A 20,074-nucleotide genomic window follows, 5' to 3' on the forward strand; every position below is an offset into this window, starting at 1 on the left:
TTTTATTAATATTCTTATAATATTTATATGAATATTAATGCAATTTATGATGCTTTTTTTGTTAATGGAAATAACTATATTTCTGCCTGGTTTGTAATAATTTTTGGCTTCTTAGGAATGTCAATGACTCTTATTTTAGGGCTTCCGCAAGCTATACATTTATACAAATGCAAGCAAACAGGTAATGTTAAATATTATTCATACTGAATGTTCTTAATTGGCATACTATCATGGATATTTTTAGGCGCCTTTGACCCTGTTCAAAAAATGTTTGCTATAGTTATTTCAAATTGCATTTGCTCTTTAATCTATGTCATTACATTATGACTGACATATAGATATTCAAATGATCCCAATCGCAGAAAAAATCAATGAATTGTATTGATAACCTCATTAACACTATCTATTTTTGTGATTTGTTTAGCTATCTCAGCACTTATTTTAAAATGAAAATTACCGCAAATTGCGCAAATGAGCATAGCACAAATAGTACCAATAATTACAACCTTTGCATTCTTGCCTCAAGTACTCAAGGCTATAGATACTAAGGACTATTCCGGAATGTCTGTTTCAATGGTGTGAACATTCATTTTAGCCAATATATTTTGAACCTCATATTGAGCATTTTTTATCATTAATGCCGGTATAGCACCACAATTAATTAGTGCCATAATATGACAAATTCTATCCCTTTTACTATACTCATTTTTATTGATAAAAATGAATTTACAAGCAAAAATTGATAAAAAGAAAACTAATACTACCAACGGAGAAATTTATGTATAAATCAAAGCTAACACTTAAAGAAACACAACAAGCCATACAAGATCTTAAATTTGCATTTACTAAAAAGCTCAACCAAGAGTTAAATTTAACAAGAGTTTCTGCACCTTTATTTGTTACTTCAAACTCAAAAATTAACGATGGATTAAACGGAGATATTCCTGTAATTTTCTCGCCAAATAAATGAAGCGAAAACATTGAAATTGTTCACTCATTAGCGAAGTGAAAAAGATCAGCTTTATCAAGATATAAATTTTTACCAGGCGAAGGTCTATGAACAGATATGAATGCAATTCGTAAGGATGATGAAGTTGATTATAAGCATTCATTATATGTTGACCAGTGAGATTGAGAATTAATTATCAATAAAGAGGATAGGAATCTTAATTTCCTTAAAAAAATTGTCGAAACTATCTATAAATCAATTAGATACGTCGAAAACAAAATCAATTTCAAATACCCAGCTTTGTCTCAAAAACTTCCTGTTAACTTAACATTTATTAATTCTGAAGAGTTATATAGAGAATATCCAAGCGTTAGTCCAGAAGAGAGAGAAAATATAGTTGCAAGAAAGTATGGAGCAGTTTTTATTTACAAAATTGGTCACATTTTGCCAGATGGATTAGCACATTCAAAAAGAGCTTTTGATTATGATGACTGAAATTTAAATGGCGATTTAGTTTTCTATGATAGTGTTAATGATGCAGCATTGGAAATTTCATCAATGGGGATTAGAGTTGATGCCAATTCACTAATAAAGCAAGCAAAAATCTGTAATAAAAGTGATAATGATATGGGCGAATATCATAAAGCAATACTAAATCAAAAATTACCATTTACAATTGGCGGCGGAATTGGACAAAGTAGACTAAGTATGTTTTTATTAGAAAAGAAGCATATTGGTGAAGTTCAAGCAAGTGTTTGGCCTGATGAACACAAAGAATCTTTTGAAGAACAAGGTGTTAACTTGCTTTAATTAAATTTACAAATAAGCCTATAAAACAGGCTTTTTTGTTTTATTGAGTTTCTTTTTAAACAATTTATAACACAAAAATAAAGAAATTAATTTTATATATAGATTTAGTCTTAATATAATATATATATGAGTTCTGTTGGTTATAAAAGATTTGAAGCGTTTTGCAAAGCTAACAACATAGAAATTAATAGCGAATTACTAGGAACCGAACTGGTTCTTTTTAATCAAAAATATGATGAAAATTCAAATGAAAAGCTTAAAATAGAGTTTCGTTTTAAAAATCCTATTTCATATGAAACTATAAAAAGAATAAAATCATTTATACGTTTAAATAAGGATAGATTAGACGTGTCTTTTGTTGTTTCGAATGATTCATACAACAAAGATCATATTTTGCAATATGTTTATCAAATAATAGACAAAATGCGTTTTAAGCCATTAAATCAGATTAATTGGGAAAACAAGTTTTATGTAGATGAAGGCTATATTGGCCATTTTGAAAACATTGACAGAGACTTTGAAAATCAATATGGTATTTTGTTAAACAAGTTGCTTAACAAACTAAAAGAATATGGCTTTGTTTTGTTAAACTTTTCTTATGACTATGCTCAAGTTTCACCAGAAAGTTACTCAAAATTAGAGCAAGCAGCAAAAGACAAAGAAAAAATAAAGCAAGAACTTTTGAAAAGAATGATTGAACTAGACTCTGCATCTGATAAATATGATTCAAATGATGCAAACCCACTTAAAGTAAAAAGAAACTTTAACAGAAGTTATACAACTTATTCAATAAAAGATTTGGCAACTGCTCCAAGTAAAATAAACGTTGAGTTTGTTGGCTTATTATTTGCATCTAAAAAAAGTTTTTCTAAAAATAAAAAACTTACCATTCAGTTTAAGGTCAGTGATTTTCAAAGTGCTGTTAACTGTACATGATTTTTAGACACTGACTGACTTAGCAATGAACAGAAAAATTTGATTAATCCAGATAATCAATCTTGAGTAAGAGTTAAAGGTTCAATTCCTAGCAGCGATAAAATAAAAGGAAACAACTTTTTTATTTATGTTGATTCGCTTGAATTGACTGATTCGCCTTTAAATATTAAAGATGACAAAGCGAGTGAAGACAGGAAAAGAGTTGAATTTCATATTTCTACAAAAATGAATACAATGGATGGCCTTTTTAATGCTGATGACTTTGTAGAAAGAGCAAAAAAATGAAAAATGCCTGCAGTTGGTATAATGGATACTGACGGAGCGCAAGGATATCCAAAGCTATTTAATAAAGCTAAAAAAGCTGGAATAAAAGCTATTTATGGAACTGCTTTTACTACTATAAACAAGGCAAATGAAGCAATTTTAGGAAATGTTCCAAATGGCAATTTTAAAGATTATTCATATGTATCATTTGACATTGAAACAACTGGTTTAAGTCCAAAGTTTCATGAAATAATTGAATTTGGTGCTGTTGATATCAATCAAGACTTAAAAATTGGCAAAGTGACTCAATTTTTCATTAAGCCGCAAGCAAAAATAGGTGCTTTTACAATTGAGCTTACTGGCATTACCCAGCAAATGCTTGATTCTGAAGGCTTAAGTATTAAAGAAGGTTTGCAAAGAATTTATGATTGCTTAGATGGCAAAGTCGCAATTGCACACAATGCAAAGTTTGACTTTAATTTTTTAAAAGAACAATTTAGGCTCAATAATATGCCTTTTCCAAATGTCACAGTTATTGATACTTTAATAGCTTCTAGAATAGGCTTTCCAAATTACAAAAGACATAAATTAGAAGATGTCGCATCAAGGCTTGGTGTTGTTTATGATCCAAATGTGGCACACCGCGGTGATTATGATGCCAAAGTTCTTGCAAATGTTTGAGTTAACATAATTTCAGAGCTAAATGCCAAAAATATATTCACCTTTGATGACCTTAATAACTTTGGTTCAGATGAGTTATATTCAAAAATGCATGGCTATGAAGTTTCTACTGTGGCTTTAAATAACAGGGGATTAAAAAAGCAATTTGAGCTTATAACTGATTGTTTAACTAAAAAGTTCATCAATGGCCCAATAACTTTTAAAGAAGATTTTGTCAACTTAGACAGATCTGATATTTTAGTAGGATCAGGAACGTTAAAAGGCCTTTTGATTGATAAATATTTTTATTCTTCACATGATGATTTTATAAAAGAATTAAAATTTTATGACTTCATTGAGGTGCCAGCTCCACAGTGTTTTGAACACTGAATAAAATATGGCTTTATAACTTCAAAACAACTATATGATGGCTTAACTGAAATAATTTTTGAGGCTAAAAAGCACTCAAAAATTTGCATAGCGACTGCTGATGTCAAGTATTTGGATCCATGGGATAAAGATATTTTTATGTCCTTAGTTTATGCTAAAGGCATAAAGAATGCAAGACATTACTTATTTGACTATAAAAAAGCTGAAGAAGGCAAATTAGTTATACCTAATCAAAGGTTTTTAACTACTGATGAAATGCTAGAACAGTTTGCTTTCTTAAATGATAAAAAGTTAGCTGAAGAAATTGTTATTGACAATACTAAAAAAATTGCCAATATGGCTGAAAACATTGAAGTAATCAAATCTGGCTTATTTACACCTGAATTCGATGATTCTAAGAAAAAATTGCATGATTTAGTTTATGAAAATGCTCATGCAAAATATGGAGCAAACTTGCCTGAATTAATTCAAAAACGGATTGATTCTGAGCTTAATCCGATTATTAAATATGGGTTTGATGTTATTTATTGGATTAGTTATAAACTAGTGAAGTTGTCAATTGATCAAGGTTTTATAGTAGGAAGCCGGGGATCAATTGGTTCATCTTTTGTGGCTTCATTAATAGGTATTTCTGAAGTCAATCCATTAGTGCCTCATTATTGCTGTCCTAAGTGTAAATATTTTGAAATAGCTAACATCCCAGGCATAACTAGTGGATATGATTTGCCCGATAAGACTTGCCCACAGTGTAATACGAAAATTAAGGGAGATGGACAAAGTATCCCATTTGAAACATTTTTGGGCTTTAATGCTGATAAAGTTCCTGATATTGACCTTAACTTTACCGGAGAATTTCAAGGTGTAGTTCATGAAGAAATTCGTAAACTTTTTGGAAACAGTCACACTTTTAGAGCAGGGACAATATCAAAAGTTGCTGAAAAAACAGCCTTTGGTTATGTAAAATCATATGCAGAGCAAACTAGACAAAATATTCCGCAAATTTTTGTTGAGTTTTTGGCAAACAGAATTAAAGATGTTAAAAGAACAACTGGTCAGCACCCTGGAGGGATAATTATTATTCCTAAGCAATTTGATATTTTTGACTTTACTCCTATTAATTATCCTGCTAATGATCAAAGCTCATCATGATTAACAACTCACTTTGATTACAAGGCAATTCATGATAATGTTCTAAAATTTGATATTTTAGGTCATGATAACCCTACTTCAATTAAATTATTGGAGCAATATACAGGAATAAACATTTATGACGTTCCCAAAAATGATGAAAATGTTATAAAACTATTTAGCTCAACTGAGCCCATGGGGATTAAGCCTGATCAAATTTCAAATGAAAAAACGGGAGCTATTGGCTTACCTGAATTTGGTACTTCCTTTGTTAGACAGATGCTTAATGATATTAAGCCAAAAACTGTTGCTGACTTAATTTCAATTTCGGGTCTTAGTCACGGAACTAATGTTTGAATAAACAATGCTGATGAGCTAGTTTTAGAAAAAGGCCGCAAGCTTAATGAAGTTGTTTGTTGTAGGGACGACATTATGCCTATGTTAATTGCAAAAGGCATTGAACCTCTTATGTCTTTTACCTTAATGGAAAAAGTTAGAAAAGGAAAAGGGCTTTCGAATGAAGAAGTAGAGCTTTTAGAAAAACATAATGTTCCAAACTGGCTAATTAAAAGTATGCAAAAAATTGAATACCTTTTCCCAAAGGCACATGCTACAGCTTATGTTACAATGGCACTATGAATAGCTTGATTTAAACTTTATGAACCTTTAGCATTTTATGCTAGTTATTTTACAGCTCACTCAAAGGCTGATGATATTGAAAATATGATTGATAAACCAAATGGTATCAAAGTGTCAAAAAGGCTTTATGAATTAAAGAAAACTGAGGATAGAAGCAATAAAGAAAATGATCTTATTGGTGTTTTCGAAGTTGCTGAAGAATTATACGCACGCGGATTTTATATATCTAATGTTGATATAGATAAATCACAAGCTGAAAAGTGGTTAATTGATAAAAAAAGAGGCTGCTTAATTCCACCATTTTCTACAATCGAGAGCTTAGGGTCAGTTAAGGCCAACGATATTGTTAATGCTAGAGCAGAAAAAGCATTTTTATCTAAAGAAGATTTTAAAATTAGAACAGGAGTTTCTAAAACTGTTTTTGATACTATGAACAGAATGAAGATTTTAGATAGCCTAAATGATTCTGATCAGCTGACTCTTTTTTAACCAATAAGCCTATAAAATAGGGATATAAGACATCTCTATTTTTTTATATTTATATTGTTACGAAAACAAAAAAATTTACTATAATAATTTACAGTGGTCGCGTAGCTCAGCAGGATAGAGCACAAGCCTTCTAAGCTTGTTGTCAGAGGTTCGAATCCTCTCGTGATCGCCATTTTTTTATTTTTGTAAGAAAAAATAAAAAACAGCATTCATTTTTATAATAAAATTTTATAACTGAGTGTTCACATAGCTCACCAGGTAGAGCACAAGCCTCCTAAGCTTGGGGTAATGGGTTCAATTCCCATTGTGAACGCCATTTTTTTATTTATTTTTTTACGCTTTCAGCATTATTTTGGGATTTTTTAAAAAAAGTTAAAAACTCATTAAAAAGCTTTAAAATTTATTAATATGAAAAATTTAGCAAATGAGTTAAGACCTAAAACATTAGATGATATTATTGGACAAAAATCTGTTGTAGAGTTACTAAAAAGAGTTGCCAGTGACAAAATTTATTCCAGCTTTATATTTTTTGGTGAATCAGGAACTGGTAAGACATCAGCAGCAGTTGCATTAGCAAATGACCTAGGTCTAAAATATGATTATTTTAATGCTTCAGTCAATTCAAAAGCTGAATTAGTCAAGATGCTTGCGGATAATGATGTTTTAATAATTGATGAAATTCATAGGCTAAATAAAGACAAGCAAGATATTTTGCTTTCCTACTTAGAGTTTGACAAAATAATTATTTATGCAACAACTACGGAAAATCCTTATTTTAGAGTAAATCCAGCCTTAAGAAGCAGGATGCAAATTTTACAATTTACTAAATTAAGTGAACAAGAAATGTTTGAAGGTATAAAGCATAATTTAAAAAAACATTTTACAGATTACCAAATGGATGAGTCAACAATTAAAGTGTTTGTCAAACTATCTAATGGCGACTATAGATCGTGTCTTAATAATTTGCAAATTTTGACTCTGATGACTAAAAGTAAGCAAATAAGTTTAGATGATATTAAGAAATTTGTGCCAAATATCTCATTTTATAGTGATGAAAATTCATTTGCTCACTATAACAATCTTTCAGCCTTTCATAAATCGCTTCGTGGTTCAGATGTAGACGCAGCGCTGTATTATGGAGCAATAATTGTAAAATCTGGAGACTTACAAGGATTGTTCAGAAGGCTCATAGCATGTAGCTATGAAGATGTAGGCTTAGCTGATCCTAACTTGCAAATTAGGGTAAAAAATGCTATCGATTGTGCTGAAATGCTCGGCTTACCTGAAGCTAGATTGCCTATTTTTTATGCAATTATATCTGTGGCATTAGCGCCTAAGAGCAATTCAGTTTATGAAGCTATACAAAATGTTGAAGGCTATATTGACCAGGGAAATATCTATGATGTTCCTAAATTTTTAAGAGATGGGCATTATGCATCAGCAGTTAAATTAGGAGATTCTATAGGCTATAAATATCCGCATGATTTTCCCAATCACTTTGTAAAACAGGAGTATTTGCCAAAAGAGGCTAAAGGAAAACAGTTCTTTTTTTCAAAAGAAACAGATTCTAAGAAAATCGCAGAATACTATAAGTTTGTAAAACTACTACAAGGAGAAAAATAATGAGTTCTAAAATAAATTGAGATGAAATCAAAAGTTTTGAAGAATATAAGCAAGCTAAAAACATTGCCTTTGGTGCTGGAAGCGAGATTGAGGAATTAAAAGCAAAAATAAAAAACTCAAGTCCTGATGAGCGCAAATTAATTGGTATTAAAATTAGCGAGCTAAAGTTATTTTATGAAGACAAGTTTAAGGAAGTTGAAGAGAGGCTTGAAAAAGAAAAAATAAATAAAATCATTGAAAATGAATTTATTGATGTAACTAAGCCATTAAAGCAACAAGGTTCGCTTCACCCAATTAGTATCATTGAGCAAAGGCTTAGAGATTGATTTGTCCAAAATGGCTATTTTGAAGCCACAGGCGGCGAAATAACTGATGAAGAATATAATTTCGAAAGGCTAAATATTCCGCAAAATCATCCTGCGCGGGCAAGCCATGATTCACTTTATATTTCAAATAATATTTTGTTAAGAACTCATAACACCGGAATAACTGCTTATGAGTTAGAGAAAAATTCTAATAAGTGTGCCAATATTTTTTCAATAGGTAAAGTTTATAGAAATGATGAAGATGATGCAACACACTCACATCAATTTACACAGCTTGATTTTGTAAGTGTAGGTCAGCAAGTTAGTTTCCCAAATTTAATATGAACTCTTAAGTCATTATTGTCTTATGTTTTTGAAGAAGAGTTAGAAATAAGACTAAGGCCAAGTTATTTCCCTTTTACTGAACCAAGTGTAGAAGTTGACATTTTTTATAAAAATAAATGAATTGAAGTTCTTGGTGCAGGAATGTTACACTCTAATGTGATGAACAAAGCAGGCTATGACAGCAAAAAATTTTATGGATTTGCGGCTGGTTTAGGACTAGAAAGACTCACAATGATAAAGTATGGAATCAGCGACATTAGATATTTATATAAAAATGATTTAAGAACACTTTTGCAGTTTAAGAATGAAAAATAAGTTTGCTGAATTTATTAATAAGGAATCCCAAAAACCCTATTTTAAAGGGCTAATTGCTTCAATAGAGAAGGAAAAAAGTAAGTTCAATGTATTTCCTAGTGATGAGAGAATATTCGAGTGTCTTAAGTATAGCAGTCCTGAAAAATTAAAACTAATTATTATTGGGCAAGATCCATATTACAAAAATGGATATGCAGATGGCTTGGCTTTTAGTACGGAAAGCCAAAAATGTCCAAAAAGCTTGGAAAACATTTTAATTGAGCTAAAAAAGGATTACCCGGAAGCTGTAATTGAAACATTCAGCTTAAAATCCTGAGCTAAAAATCATATTTTATTGCTTAACGGTGTGCTAACAGTTAGCGAAAACAAACCAAATAGCCACAGCAATTTTGGGTGAAAAATTTTTGTTTCTAATTTATTGGACTTTATTTTAGAGCAAAATAAAAATGTGATTTTTGGTGCCTGGGGTAACAAAGCCTATTTATTAATTAAGGATAAGGTTGAAGAGGAAAGAATAATATTTACATCCCATCCTTCACCATTAAGTTATTCGAAAACAAAAAGTAGTTTTAAGGATTCACATTTTTTCAAAAAAGTTAATGCAAAATTGACCAATCCAATTGATTTTAGCATTAGAAAGGAAAATTAATATGATCATTTCTCTTAGAGAAATAAATAAATATATGCCTGATGTAAATTTAGATATCTCAATTGAAAAGAGCATAAACAACTTAGGCTATGAAGTCGAGAGTATCAAAAAATTTAGCGATGTAAAAGGCATAAAATTTGGCTACGTGCTTGATGTTTTTAAAAATGAAAATAGCAAGAATCTTAATGTTGTTAGTATAAAAACAAATACAGGCATTATAACTATCCAAACAACTGCTACAAATGTGAAAAAGAATCATTGAATTGTTGCCTTTGTTGAAGGCGCAAGCAAAGGCGACATAGTTTTTGGTAAAAAAGAAATGGCTGGAGTCGTATCTAATGGAATGCTTGCAAGTTATTCAGAGTTAGGTTATGACAGTTCATTGCTCCCGTTTGACCCCAATGGTGTTATTTTATTGGATGATTCGTCAATTAATGAAGATTCTGACCCCATTAAATATTTTGATTTAGATGACTACATCATTGATATTACCACGCCTGCTAACAGAGCTGAAACTAATTCATATTATGTCCTTGCTATGGAGTTAGCTGCATACTATAAAACCAAATTTGTTTGGCCAAATTTGTTGCCAAAAGATAACTACCGTTTTAGAAGCAACATCAAGGTTTCTAAAAATGAAGCATCAGAATTAACATTTTTTGAGGCAAGACTTAAAAATAATAAAACATGCTTAAAAGACACTTTGTTTTTAACTAAGCATGGTATTAGTGCAAAAGGTCTTTATGCTGTTGATTTGACAAATATTGCACTATTAGTTACAGGTGCTCCATGTCATGTGTATGACAAAAACAAGATTGGAAAATCACTATCATGCGCCAAATTTAGTGGCGAACTTGAAATTTTAGGTGGGAAGAAAGTTAATGTTTCTGATGTTCTTGCAATTAAGGATGAAACTGGTGTAATTTCTTTAGCATCAGTTATGGGCTGTGAAAATTCTGCAGTTGATGAGAATACTAAAGAAGTTGTGTTTGAAGTAGGGTTATTTGACCCATTATTAGTTAGACATGGTGCTAGAGAAATCAAAATGGATACAGCATCATCAATTCAAGCAGGAAGAGCGCTTAACTCACAAATTGTATTTAATGGAATTTCCTTTTTAAAGTATAAATCAGCCACAGACGGCCAATCTGTTAGCCAAATTGTCAATATTCCTAAAGTTAAAAAAGGCAAATCAGTTATCCAAAGCAGGAAGAAATTATCAATCTATGCTAACTGCAATATTAAAGATTTATCAATATTTGATGAAGTTGAAAAAACTCTTAAAAAAATTGGTTTTTCAATGGACAAAAATAGAGTTATAGCTCCCACATACAGAAATGATATACAACATTATGAAGATGTGATAGAAGAGTATTTTAGATTTTATGGCTATGGCAATTTCAAGCCTGAAGCACCAAAATTAGCATCATATAAAGTTGCCCATACAGTTGATAATAAAAACATACTTCAGTCACTAGGTTATAATGAAACAAGAACTTTTAGCTTAATTTCTTCTGAAATGAACAAACTTAATCCTTTCAATTTTGAAAGCACAATTAAGCTAATGACTTTTGTTTCTAAAGAAAGAGAGGAAGTTAGAAACTCTATAATTCCATCATTGCTAGAATCAGCTGAATTTAATTTAAAAAGAAAAATAAATAATATTTCATTCTTTGAGCACGGGATGATTAATGAAAATAAATTTGTTTATGGCTTATTGTCAAATGAAAAATCATTTGACGAAATGAAACAAGATATTTATAACTTTTTGAAAGTTGATAATTTAGAGTTTATTCCTTTTAAAGATAATGAACTTATTCATCCGAATGTATCAGCTAAAATTATCCACAATGGCTGTTTTATAGGATGAATCGGAAAAGTGCATCCATCATATAATGCTTCTAATTTCTCAGTTGCTGAATTCATGAATGTAAATAGCAAGCCAAAAGTAGAGTTTAATGTATATGACCCTAGTCCTTTAAAGTCAATAGACTTAACATTTACAATTGGTCAAAATGAAGCAATCGCATCAAAAATTAGTGAAATTAATGCAATATCTAATTCATTTAGCATTATGCAAATTGATTCATTTACTAATGCTGATAAAAGAAATGTCACACTAAGAATAACTGGTAGTTTCGAAGAAATTAACAAAATTAATGAGATTTTCAACAAGAAATAGGGGGAATTATGTACAAGAAAATATCAATGAATGATAAAGAAATTGAACAAGCAATTAACAATGAAGTTGATAGACAAAATGAGCATATTGAGCTTATAGCATCAGAAAATTATGTTAGTGAAGATGTTTTAACCGCTGTAGGAAGTGTTTTAACTAACAAATATGGTGAAGGATATCCAGGCAAAAGGTATTATGGTGGCTGTGAAAATGTTGATGTTGTGGAAACACTAGCTATCGAAAGGCTAAAAAAACTTTTTGGAGTTAAGTTTGCTAATGTTCAACCTTATTCAGGATCAGTTGCTAATGCAGCAGCTTTAGCAACACTAGCAAGTCAAGGCGACAAAATTATGGGGCTAGATTTAGCTTCTGGTGGTCACCTTACCCATGGATATAAAATAAGCTTTAGTGGCATTTTTTACAATTCGATAACTTATTCAGTTAATAAAGAAGGCGTTTTAGATTATGAAGCAATCAAAGAGCTAGCTATTAAGGAAAAACCAAAAGTAATTATTTGCGGTTATTCAGCTTACTCGAGAATTGTTGATTTTAAAAAATTTAGAGAAATAGCTGATGCTTGTGGTGCAAAATTAATGGCAGATATAGCTCACATTGCCGGATTAATAGCAGGTGGAGTGCATCCATCGCCAGTGCCTTATGCAGATATTATTACTTCAACAACCCACAAAACATTAAGAGGTGCTAGAGGCGCTATCATTATGACTAATGATGAAGAAATTGCTAAAAAAATGAATAGATGAGTGTTCCCTGGATATCAAGGTGGTCCACTATTTCATGCAATAGCAGGCAAGGCTGTTGCTTTTGGTGAAGCGCTAAAACCTGAATATGCTGCATATGCAAAAAGCATTGTTGATAATGCCAAGGAATTTTCTAATTACTTTATAAAACAGGGAGTTTCGATAGTTTCAGGCGGCACTGATAATCATTTATTTACAATAAATGTAAACAAAAGTTATGGTATTTCAGGACTACAAGCTGAAAAGATATTAGGCAAATTTAATATAACTGTGAATAAAAATACTGTTCCATTTGATGAACTAAGCCCTGCTGTCACTTCAGGAATTAGAATAGGCACTGCAGCTATGAGCTCAAGAAAGTTTGCAAAATGAAATGAACTTGGTGCTATTATGCATGAGATTTTGCAAAATTGTGTTGAATTTAGTGAAAATGAATCTAAACATTTAGACAGAATTTCTGAACTCAAGAAACAAGTTGAAGCTCTTACTACTGAATTCCCAATTATCACAAAATATTAGGAAGTAAATTTGAATATTAAATATTTGTATGATTCAATTAGCCCATATGAAAGTGGTTATTTGAAAACTGAAGACGGTATGCATGAAATTTACTACGAAGTTTCAGGCAATCCTGATGGAATACCAGTTTTATATATTCATGGAGGCCCTGGTGCAGGCTGTAATGAAAATAGCAGAAGATTTTTTAACCCAAAAGCCTATAAAATAATCTTATTTGACCAAAGAGGATGTGGGAAAAGTAAGCCATCAATGTCATTAATCAACAATACAACATGATACTTAATTAATGACATTGAGATGCTTAGAAAGCATTTAAAAATAGACAAGTGAATGCTATTTGGTGGCTCATGAGGCACAACATTAGCATTATGCTATGCAATTAATCACCCTGATAGAGTATTACACATAGTGTTACGCGGACTTTTTTTAGGTACAAAACATGATCTTATTTGGCTTTATCAAGATGGCGCCAATAGAATGAACCCAGTGGATTTTGAAAGATATATAGACCTTGTTCCAGTTGAAAAAAGAAACGATGTTATAAATTACTATCATAAGTTAATGAACGATAGCGATCCTAACATTAGAATTAAAGCACTAAATGAATGAGCTAGATGAGAATCTATTAATGTAAAACTGCTTGGTGGCGATTTTGATGAAACCAATATCAAGGCAAATAGCGAAATTGCACTCATTGAAAATCATTATTTTGTCAATAACTGTTTCTTTGAAGAAGGCTATATATTAAACAATATTTATAAAATCAAACACATTTCAGCCGACATTATTCATGGTGCTTATGATTTAATTTGTCAACCATATGGTGCATATTTAGTGCATAAAAACATGCCTAATTCTACACTCAAGATACTTAAAGATTCAGGGCATTCGCAATGATCTGAAAGCATTGTTTATGAGTTAGTTAAAGCTACTGATAAATACGCAATAGAGAATTTTATTAAAGGATAAATAATGCCTAAATCAATTAGATCATTTTTCCCATTAGCCAATAAAATAGTCTATTTGGACACAGCAGCCTTGGCGCTTAAGCCTAAACCGGCTATTACTGAGAGCAATAATTTTTATAGTTTATACTCAGTTAGCACAAGAACTAATAATTCACCATTAGGTATTTATACCAATAGAATAATAAATGAAGTTAGAAGCAAAGTTGCCTCACTAACTGATGCCAAAGAAAACGAGGTAATTTTTACATCAGGCGCAACTGATTCACTTAATAAGTTTGCACAAATGTATATACAAAAATTGAAAGCTGGCGATCAAATAATATTGCACGGCTATAATCACTCTTCTAATATGATTCCTTGAATTGTGCTAGCCAAAGAACACAATATAGAGGTTAAAATTGTTGACTCGCCTGATTTAGAAAGTGCTATAAATAGCAAAACCAAAGTGGTGGCATTTTCACAATTAACTAACAATTTTCAAGTAAAAGTAGATTTAAAAAGCCTTTATAAAAAATGCCATAAAGTTGGTGCAATATTAGTAAACGATGCAGCTCAAGCGATAGTCTATGAAAAAGTCAGTTTGGAAAATTGCGATGTTATAGCTTTTAGCACAAATAAATTTTATGGGCCAACTGGACTAGGTGCTTTAATTATTAAAGAAGAGATATTAAAAGAATTAAATCCCGTTACTTTTGGTGGCGGCACAGTCAATTCAATAAACAAAAATAATAGTTTTATAATTAAAAATAATATTGAAAGATTTGAACCAGGAACCCCTAATTTTGCAGCTATTTTTATGTTTAATAAATCAATTGATTTTTTTAACCAGTATATTGGATATGAAAAAAGCAAGCAAATATTGAAAAAATTAAGTAATTATGCATATGATGAACTTTTAAAAGTGCCAAATATCGAAGTCTATTCAAAAAGAGGTGATCACATAATTTTATTCAACATAAATGGAATTAACTCACAAGATGTAGCACATTTTTTAGGCATAAACAACATATATGTGCGATCAGGAATCTTTTGTGCACATTATTTAAAAAATTTTGCCTGCAACGATTCATTTGTCAGAGTTTCATTAGGGGTTTATAACAACAAAAATGATATTAATAAGCTAGTTGATGCGTTAAAGAAAGGAGGCGATTTCATTGTCTTATAGTTTTGAACAAAAAAGGGAAATTATTATGAATAATTACCTACAGCCTTCTTTTAAAAAAGAAGTGCAAAATAAAAAAATAGAATCATTTAGCAACTCTTGTGGTGATTATTTAGAAGCTGATTACATAGTTGAAAATGGGATTATTAAAAACTTACACTTCAATGGCAATGGATGTGCTTATTTTATCTCATCAGCAAACTTGCTTTGCAAATATTTAAATGATAAAAATATAGCCGAATCACTCTATTTTATAGACTTATTTGAAAGAAATATTTCTGGTAAATTTTTAAGCGATGAAGAAAAAACATTACTTGGAGAGCTATTAGTTTTTGATAATGTAAACCAGCATGCAAATAGGCTAGACTGCGTACAAATGCTAAGTAAGCCACTAAAAGAAAAAATAAAAAATGAACAATAAAAACATTATATTCCATATAGATTTTGACTCATATTTTGTCAGCGCGCACAGATCAAAAGATCATAGACTGAAAAATAAACCCGTTGCAGTTTCAAATGGCTTAAGTCGTTCAATTTGCTCTAGTATTTCATATGAGTTAAAAAATGCCGGCATTAAAGTTGGCTGACCAAGATTTATGATAGAAAAAAAGGTTCCTGAGACAATTTTTGTTGAACCTAATTTTGATTTATACTATACAACATCGAATAATATTTTTGATTACATTGCATCAAATTACACAGCCAATATTGAAGTTGGTTCAATTGATGAATGTTGAGTTGATGTTACTGCAATAGCAGAAGGCAAAAATCCTGTAGCGCTTGCTAGAAAATTACAAGAAGATATCAATGAAATATTTGACATTCCTATTTCAATAGGAATTTCTTATTCGAAATGAGCTGCAAAAATGGCCAGTGATTTAGCTAAGCCATTTGGAGTTAAATTTATTGAAAATCAGGATAATTTAGAGTCTCAAATCTGGCCGTTAAATATCCAAAAGTACTATGGAATAGGCGAAAAAACCGCTGACAAGCTGGTTAAAGCAGATGTTAAAACCATTGGACAGTTAGCATGCTCAAGTGAGCTAAATTCTGATTTATACATGATTTTTAGAAGCCGACTTTCTGCTTTTATTAATGAGGCTAACGGCAATGGTAATGATAAGTTAACATATGAGCACAACAATCTAAAAGGTATTGGCAATGAGCTAACATTCCCTCTTTATGATTTTTATGAACGAGGTGAAATATATAAAGTAATTAAAAATATAGCCAATAAAGTTAGTCTTAGAGCGCAAAATCGTAATGTTGTAGGATTTACCTTGACAGTAATAATTAGAAGTGTGTCTAAAGTTTGAAAAGGCAAGCAAATGAAATTGCTTGAGCCAACTAATGACGCTGAGCAAATTTATAAAAATGCCATTATACTTTTCGAAAAATTATGAAAAGAGCAACCAATTCGTGGTGTTGGCTTAAGGTTAACTAATTTAATTAATGAATTTGAGCACTTTAAGCAACTTACAATTTTTGACACATATGATGATTACAAGCAGGAAAGAAAAGTAAATAATATAATTAATGATATAAACAAAAAAGTTGGCAAAGTTGTTTTAAAAACTGGATATAGAGTTTCTAAAGAAAAAATAAAAGAGTCTGTGCAAAGTAGATATCTTGAAGACGATTTAGGAATAAGAAAGTAGGAAATATGAAAATTGGATTATTTGGTGGTTCATTTAACCCTGTGCATAATGGGCACATTAAAATTGCTGAATTTGCCTATAAAACACTAGGTTTGGACAAAATTTATTTTATACCTACTGCTATTAGCCCCTTCAAAAAGAAAAATCAAGTAGCTGCAGATAATGACAGAATTAATATGCTAAATTTAGCTTTAGAAAACTTTAATTACAACTCTGAAGTGTCTTTATTTGAAATAAAAAGAGGTGGAGTTAGTTACACTTTTGAAACAATAAGATATTTTAAAAAGAAGTTTCCAAATGATGAACTTTTTTTCATAATGGGTTCTGACTTGCTTCCTAAATTTCATAAATGAGAATATGTGGAAGAAATGACTCAAAGTTGCCAATTTGTAGTTTATAAACGAAGCAAAAATATTAATAAAATTAATGCCAAAAAGTATGGCATTAAAATTATGAATAACCCAATTTTTGATGAATCATCAACCAAGGTTAGACAAGGTCAATTAGCACTAGTGGATGTTAAAGTCAATAATTACATTGGAAATAACTTTCTATATGCAAAAGAGATTATTCATTCATTATTAACAGCAAAACGAGCAAAGCACTGCGTGGCTGCTGCTGAATTTGCTGTTTTGCTAGCAAAATCAATCAAATATGATGCTAAAAAAGCTTATTATGCAGGCTTATTTCATGATATTTGCAAGGAGCTAGATGAAAATGAGTCCAGAGCATTTATAAGTCAATTTGTTGAGAATGCTTATGACAGGAAATTATTTCCAAATTATAAGCTTCATCAGCTTGCTGGTGCACTATGGTTTAAACATATTTATATGAATGATGATGAAGAAATTTATAATGCTATCAAGATACACACATCACTAGCATTAGAATTATCAACCTTAGATAAAATTTTATATATAGCAGATAAAATATGCGATGGACGAGCTTTTGCAGGCGTACAAAAGCTAAGACAGCTAGCACTAGAAAACTTTGATGAGTGTTTTAAGCAAGTTGTGCAAAGAAATATTGATTATAATCTTGCTAAAAACATTACTTTTAGTGATGAACAGAATGAGATCAATAATAAATGGTCTAAGTAGAATGTGATTATAATATGTCAGAATTAGTAAGAGTACAAAAATTAATAGCACAATCAGGCTTAATGTCAAGGCGCGATGCTGAAAAGATGATTTCTAAGGGACTAGTTTTTGTTAATGGAATTAAGTCATCTATTGGGGATAAAGCAAGCATAAACGACGAAATAAAAGTAAACGGCAAAATATTAAATTTGACCAAAAACACTGTTTTTAAGTATTATTTGCTTAACAAGCCTAAGAACACTATAACAACTGCTAAAGATCCCAAAGGGCGTCATACTGTTATTGATTTAATTGGTACAAGCGAAAGAATTGTGCCTGTTGGTAGGCTAGATCGCAACACAACTGGCGTTTTATTACTCACAACTGATTATGAGCTAGTTAACAAATTAACCCATCCTAAATATGAAATCGAAAGAGTTTATCGAGCTAGAATTGATTCTCCCTTAACATTAAAAGAATTTAAAGAACTTAATGCAGGTGTTGAAATTGATGGAAAAATGAGTTACCAAATTGTTGATCAGGTTGATACAAAAAGCTATCTAGTTTCACTTCACGTTGGCTCATATCATCATGTCAAGAAATTATTTGAAAAAATTGGCCACAATGTTTTAACTTTAAAAAGAGTTTCTTATGCAAATTTAACTGTTGACAAATTGCCTGAGGGAATGTATCGGGAATTAACAATTAAAGAAGTTAAAAATCTTAAGCTCCTTGTAGAACAGCAAGAAAAAAAATTATGTCAAAATGAAAAGTAAAATTTACCTTTATTCCTATTTCATTAGCTTCCTTGTCAATATTATCAGCTAGTTGCCAAGGCAGTTTTTATAGACAAAAAGATGTGTTTGAAACTGAATTTTCGAAGGAAATGTTTGAGTACTATAATCAGTACAAAAACACATGAGAGCAAATAACTAACTTTATATCTAATGATTCATATAAAAAGTATTATTTAGATAACTACAATAAGATTGATCATATAACTAAAGAATGAAAAAATGTAGTTGATCAAATATTGCCTTATATGGGAGCAGATAAAGATGGCAAGCCAACTTACAAGTTAGAATTAGGCTATAAAACAGGCACGGATGGAAAATTTACACCTATAAATAGTTCTATTAAAGGTGACTTATTATTAAATGAATTAACAGACAAACCTAAAAATAAAGAGATAAATATTAGAACAAACATTGGTTACATTGCAATTTTGAATGAAGAAGTTAATAACATAATTAGTGATTATGTGCAAGATTTAAGAAGGAACAAATCTGATTCATTATTTAAAAGCTTTTATAATGAATTTGACATTTTGCCAGGATGACCATTATTTAAAAATTTGAGTGATAAAGAAAGATATAGATATCAGAATCTTTTTTTAGAGAGTTTAGTTAAAAAATATTCAGGAATGCAAAGTGAATACTCTCGTAAGTTTTTTGACTCTCAGAAAGTGAATATTGACTATAAAAATATTAGGGGAATTACTCCCGAAGGCAATACATACCATACCCACGCATTAGTTAATTTATGGTATGAATGAAATAAAGTCATCTTGCCTGAAGTTGATGACTCTTCTAATTCAAATGACAAAAGATTGTGAAAAAATAATAAAATTTTTGAAACTGTTGAATTTTTCAAAAACATCTATAAAACAGCCCAAGAAGTTAAAATCAAGCATAATTCCAAGTTAATTTTAAGATTTTTCAAAGCAAATGAATTATCTGACTCACAAAGCCAAACAAAGGAATTTGAGTTTGAGAGTCTTTTTGACAAATTTATTCTTTCTTTAGTTGATGATAAAGAAAAATGAAATATAAAACTTTATCCAAGCGACTTAGACTACAACGATTTTGCGTTTGTATTTAAAAACTTATTTCAAGAGCTCATTGATGTGAGTGCAAAAATTAACTTTACAATTAAAAATTACAAAAACTAAATATATAATTTAAATAATATTAATTAGGGGAAAGTATATGAAAACAATGTTAGACGTTGCCGTTGAGTTTTTATTAGAAAAATCAGGTGGCAGCCAATATATGGAATTTAATACTATTTTTGATGAAGTTGAAGCACAACTTAAACCAAAATGAGAAAAAGAAGCTGCACAAAAAGAGCTTGATTATAGCAAGATTCGTCAAAATAAGATCGGTGAATTATACCGTTTGCTAACTGTTGATTCACGTTTTGAAAGAAACAACCAAGGTTTATGAATCACTAGAGAAGGCTTTGAGTAA

General features: G+C 30.6%; 16 protein-coding genes and 2 tRNA genes. All 18 read left to right on the plus strand.

Annotation, left to right across the window (positions count from 1 at the left end):
* The first annotated feature begins 27 nt into the window (after positions 1-27).
* The 18 genes from MAGB_RS02555 to rpoE all read left to right on the plus strand — a co-directional run bounded on the left by MAGB_RS02555 (position 28) and on the right by rpoE (position 20,074).
* Positions 28-786, plus strand: coding sequence for a PQ-loop domain-containing transporter (locus MAGB_RS02555; protein WP_004024243.1), 759 nt, complete (start codon positions 28-30; stop codon positions 784-786).
* Complete coding sequence (gene asnA, locus MAGB_RS02560) at positions 779-1,759, plus strand: aspartate--ammonia ligase (RefSeq protein WP_004024244.1); 981 nt, start codon at positions 779-781, stop codon at positions 1,757-1,759. Before MAGB_RS02555 ends, asnA begins: the two co-directional genes overlap by 8 nt.
* Before the next feature lie 126 nt (positions 1,760-1,885).
* Positions 1,886-6,265 (plus strand): PolC-type DNA polymerase III, encoded by a 4,380-nt coding sequence (locus MAGB_RS02565; protein ID WP_004024245.1) that lies wholly within the window; start codon positions 1,886-1,888, stop codon positions 6,263-6,265.
* Positions 6,266-6,360: 95 nt separating this feature from the next.
* Positions 6,361-6,437 (plus strand) — tRNA-Arg (locus MAGB_RS02570).
* Between the two features lie 68 nt (positions 6,438-6,505).
* A tRNA-Arg gene (locus MAGB_RS02575) sits at positions 6,506-6,581 on the plus strand.
* Between the two features lie 92 nt (positions 6,582-6,673).
* Positions 6,674-7,888 carry a replication-associated recombination protein A gene (locus MAGB_RS02580; protein WP_004024246.1) on the plus strand — a complete coding sequence of 405 codons (1,215 nt, stop codon included), beginning with the start codon at positions 6,674-6,676 and terminating at the stop codon, positions 7,886-7,888.
* On the plus strand, positions 7,888-8,853 hold the full coding sequence (gene pheS, locus MAGB_RS02585) for a phenylalanine--tRNA ligase subunit alpha (RefSeq protein ID WP_004024247.1): 966 nt from the start codon (positions 7,888-7,890) through the stop codon (positions 8,851-8,853). The genes MAGB_RS02580 and pheS overlap by 1 nt, the downstream gene beginning before the upstream one ends.
* The gene (locus tag MAGB_RS02590; RefSeq protein WP_004024248.1) at positions 8,843-9,502 is read left to right on the plus strand and encodes a uracil-DNA glycosylase; all 660 of its coding nucleotides are present in this window, start codon (positions 8,843-8,845) and stop codon (positions 9,500-9,502) included. Before pheS ends, MAGB_RS02590 begins: the two co-directional genes overlap by 11 nt.
* 1 nt (position 9,503) lies before the next feature.
* On the plus strand, positions 9,504-11,684 hold the full coding sequence (locus MAGB_RS02595; protein ID WP_004024249.1) for a phenylalanine--tRNA ligase subunit beta: 2,181 nt from the start codon (positions 9,504-9,506) through the stop codon (positions 11,682-11,684).
* An 8-nt stretch (positions 11,685-11,692) separates the two neighbouring features.
* Complete coding sequence (glyA, locus tag MAGB_RS02600; RefSeq protein WP_004024250.1) at positions 11,693-12,958, plus strand: serine hydroxymethyltransferase; 1,266 nt, start codon at positions 11,693-11,695, stop codon at positions 12,956-12,958.
* 9 nt (positions 12,959-12,967) lie between these two features.
* On the plus strand, positions 12,968-13,927 hold the full coding sequence (gene pip, locus MAGB_RS02605; RefSeq protein ID WP_004024251.1) for a prolyl aminopeptidase: 960 nt from the start codon (positions 12,968-12,970) through the stop codon (positions 13,925-13,927).
* 3 nt (positions 13,928-13,930) lie between these two features.
* Positions 13,931-15,091 carry an aminotransferase class V-fold PLP-dependent enzyme gene (locus MAGB_RS02610; protein WP_004024252.1) on the plus strand — a complete coding sequence of 387 codons (1,161 nt, stop codon included), beginning with the start codon at positions 13,931-13,933 and terminating at the stop codon, positions 15,089-15,091.
* A 25-nt stretch (positions 15,092-15,116) separates the two neighbouring features.
* Positions 15,117-15,509: an iron-sulfur cluster assembly scaffold protein gene (locus MAGB_RS02615; RefSeq protein ID WP_004024253.1), complete on the plus strand. Its 393-nt coding sequence runs from the start codon at positions 15,117-15,119 to the stop codon at positions 15,507-15,509.
* A complete protein-coding gene (locus MAGB_RS02620; RefSeq protein WP_004024254.1) occupies positions 15,499-16,746 on the plus strand; it encodes a DNA polymerase IV in 1,248 nt (415 codons plus the stop codon). The genes MAGB_RS02615 and MAGB_RS02620 overlap by 11 nt, the downstream gene beginning before the upstream one ends.
* 5 nt (positions 16,747-16,751) lie before the next feature.
* A complete protein-coding gene (locus MAGB_RS02625) occupies positions 16,752-17,846 on the plus strand; it encodes a nicotinate-nucleotide adenylyltransferase (protein WP_004024255.1) in 1,095 nt (364 codons plus the stop codon).
* A 14-nt stretch (positions 17,847-17,860) separates the two neighbouring features.
* Positions 17,861-18,601 carry a pseudouridine synthase gene (locus MAGB_RS02630; protein ID WP_004024256.1) on the plus strand — a complete coding sequence of 247 codons (741 nt, stop codon included), beginning with the start codon at positions 17,861-17,863 and terminating at the stop codon, positions 18,599-18,601.
* A complete protein-coding gene (locus tag MAGB_RS02635; RefSeq protein WP_004024257.1) occupies positions 18,583-19,776 on the plus strand; it encodes an MAG0770 family lipoprotein in 1,194 nt (397 codons plus the stop codon). The genes MAGB_RS02630 and MAGB_RS02635 overlap by 19 nt, the downstream gene beginning before the upstream one ends.
* A gap of 37 nt (positions 19,777-19,813) precedes the next feature.
* On the plus strand, positions 19,814-20,074 hold the full coding sequence (gene rpoE, locus MAGB_RS02640) for a DNA-directed RNA polymerase subunit delta (RefSeq protein WP_004024258.1): 261 nt from the start codon (positions 19,814-19,816) through the stop codon (positions 20,072-20,074).

Origin of the sequence: Mycoplasmopsis agalactiae 14628 (genome assembly GCF_000266865.1) — a bacterium.
Classification (GTDB): Bacteria; Bacillota_I; Bacilli_A; order Mycoplasmatales; family Metamycoplasmataceae; genus Mycoplasmopsis; species Mycoplasmopsis agalactiae_A.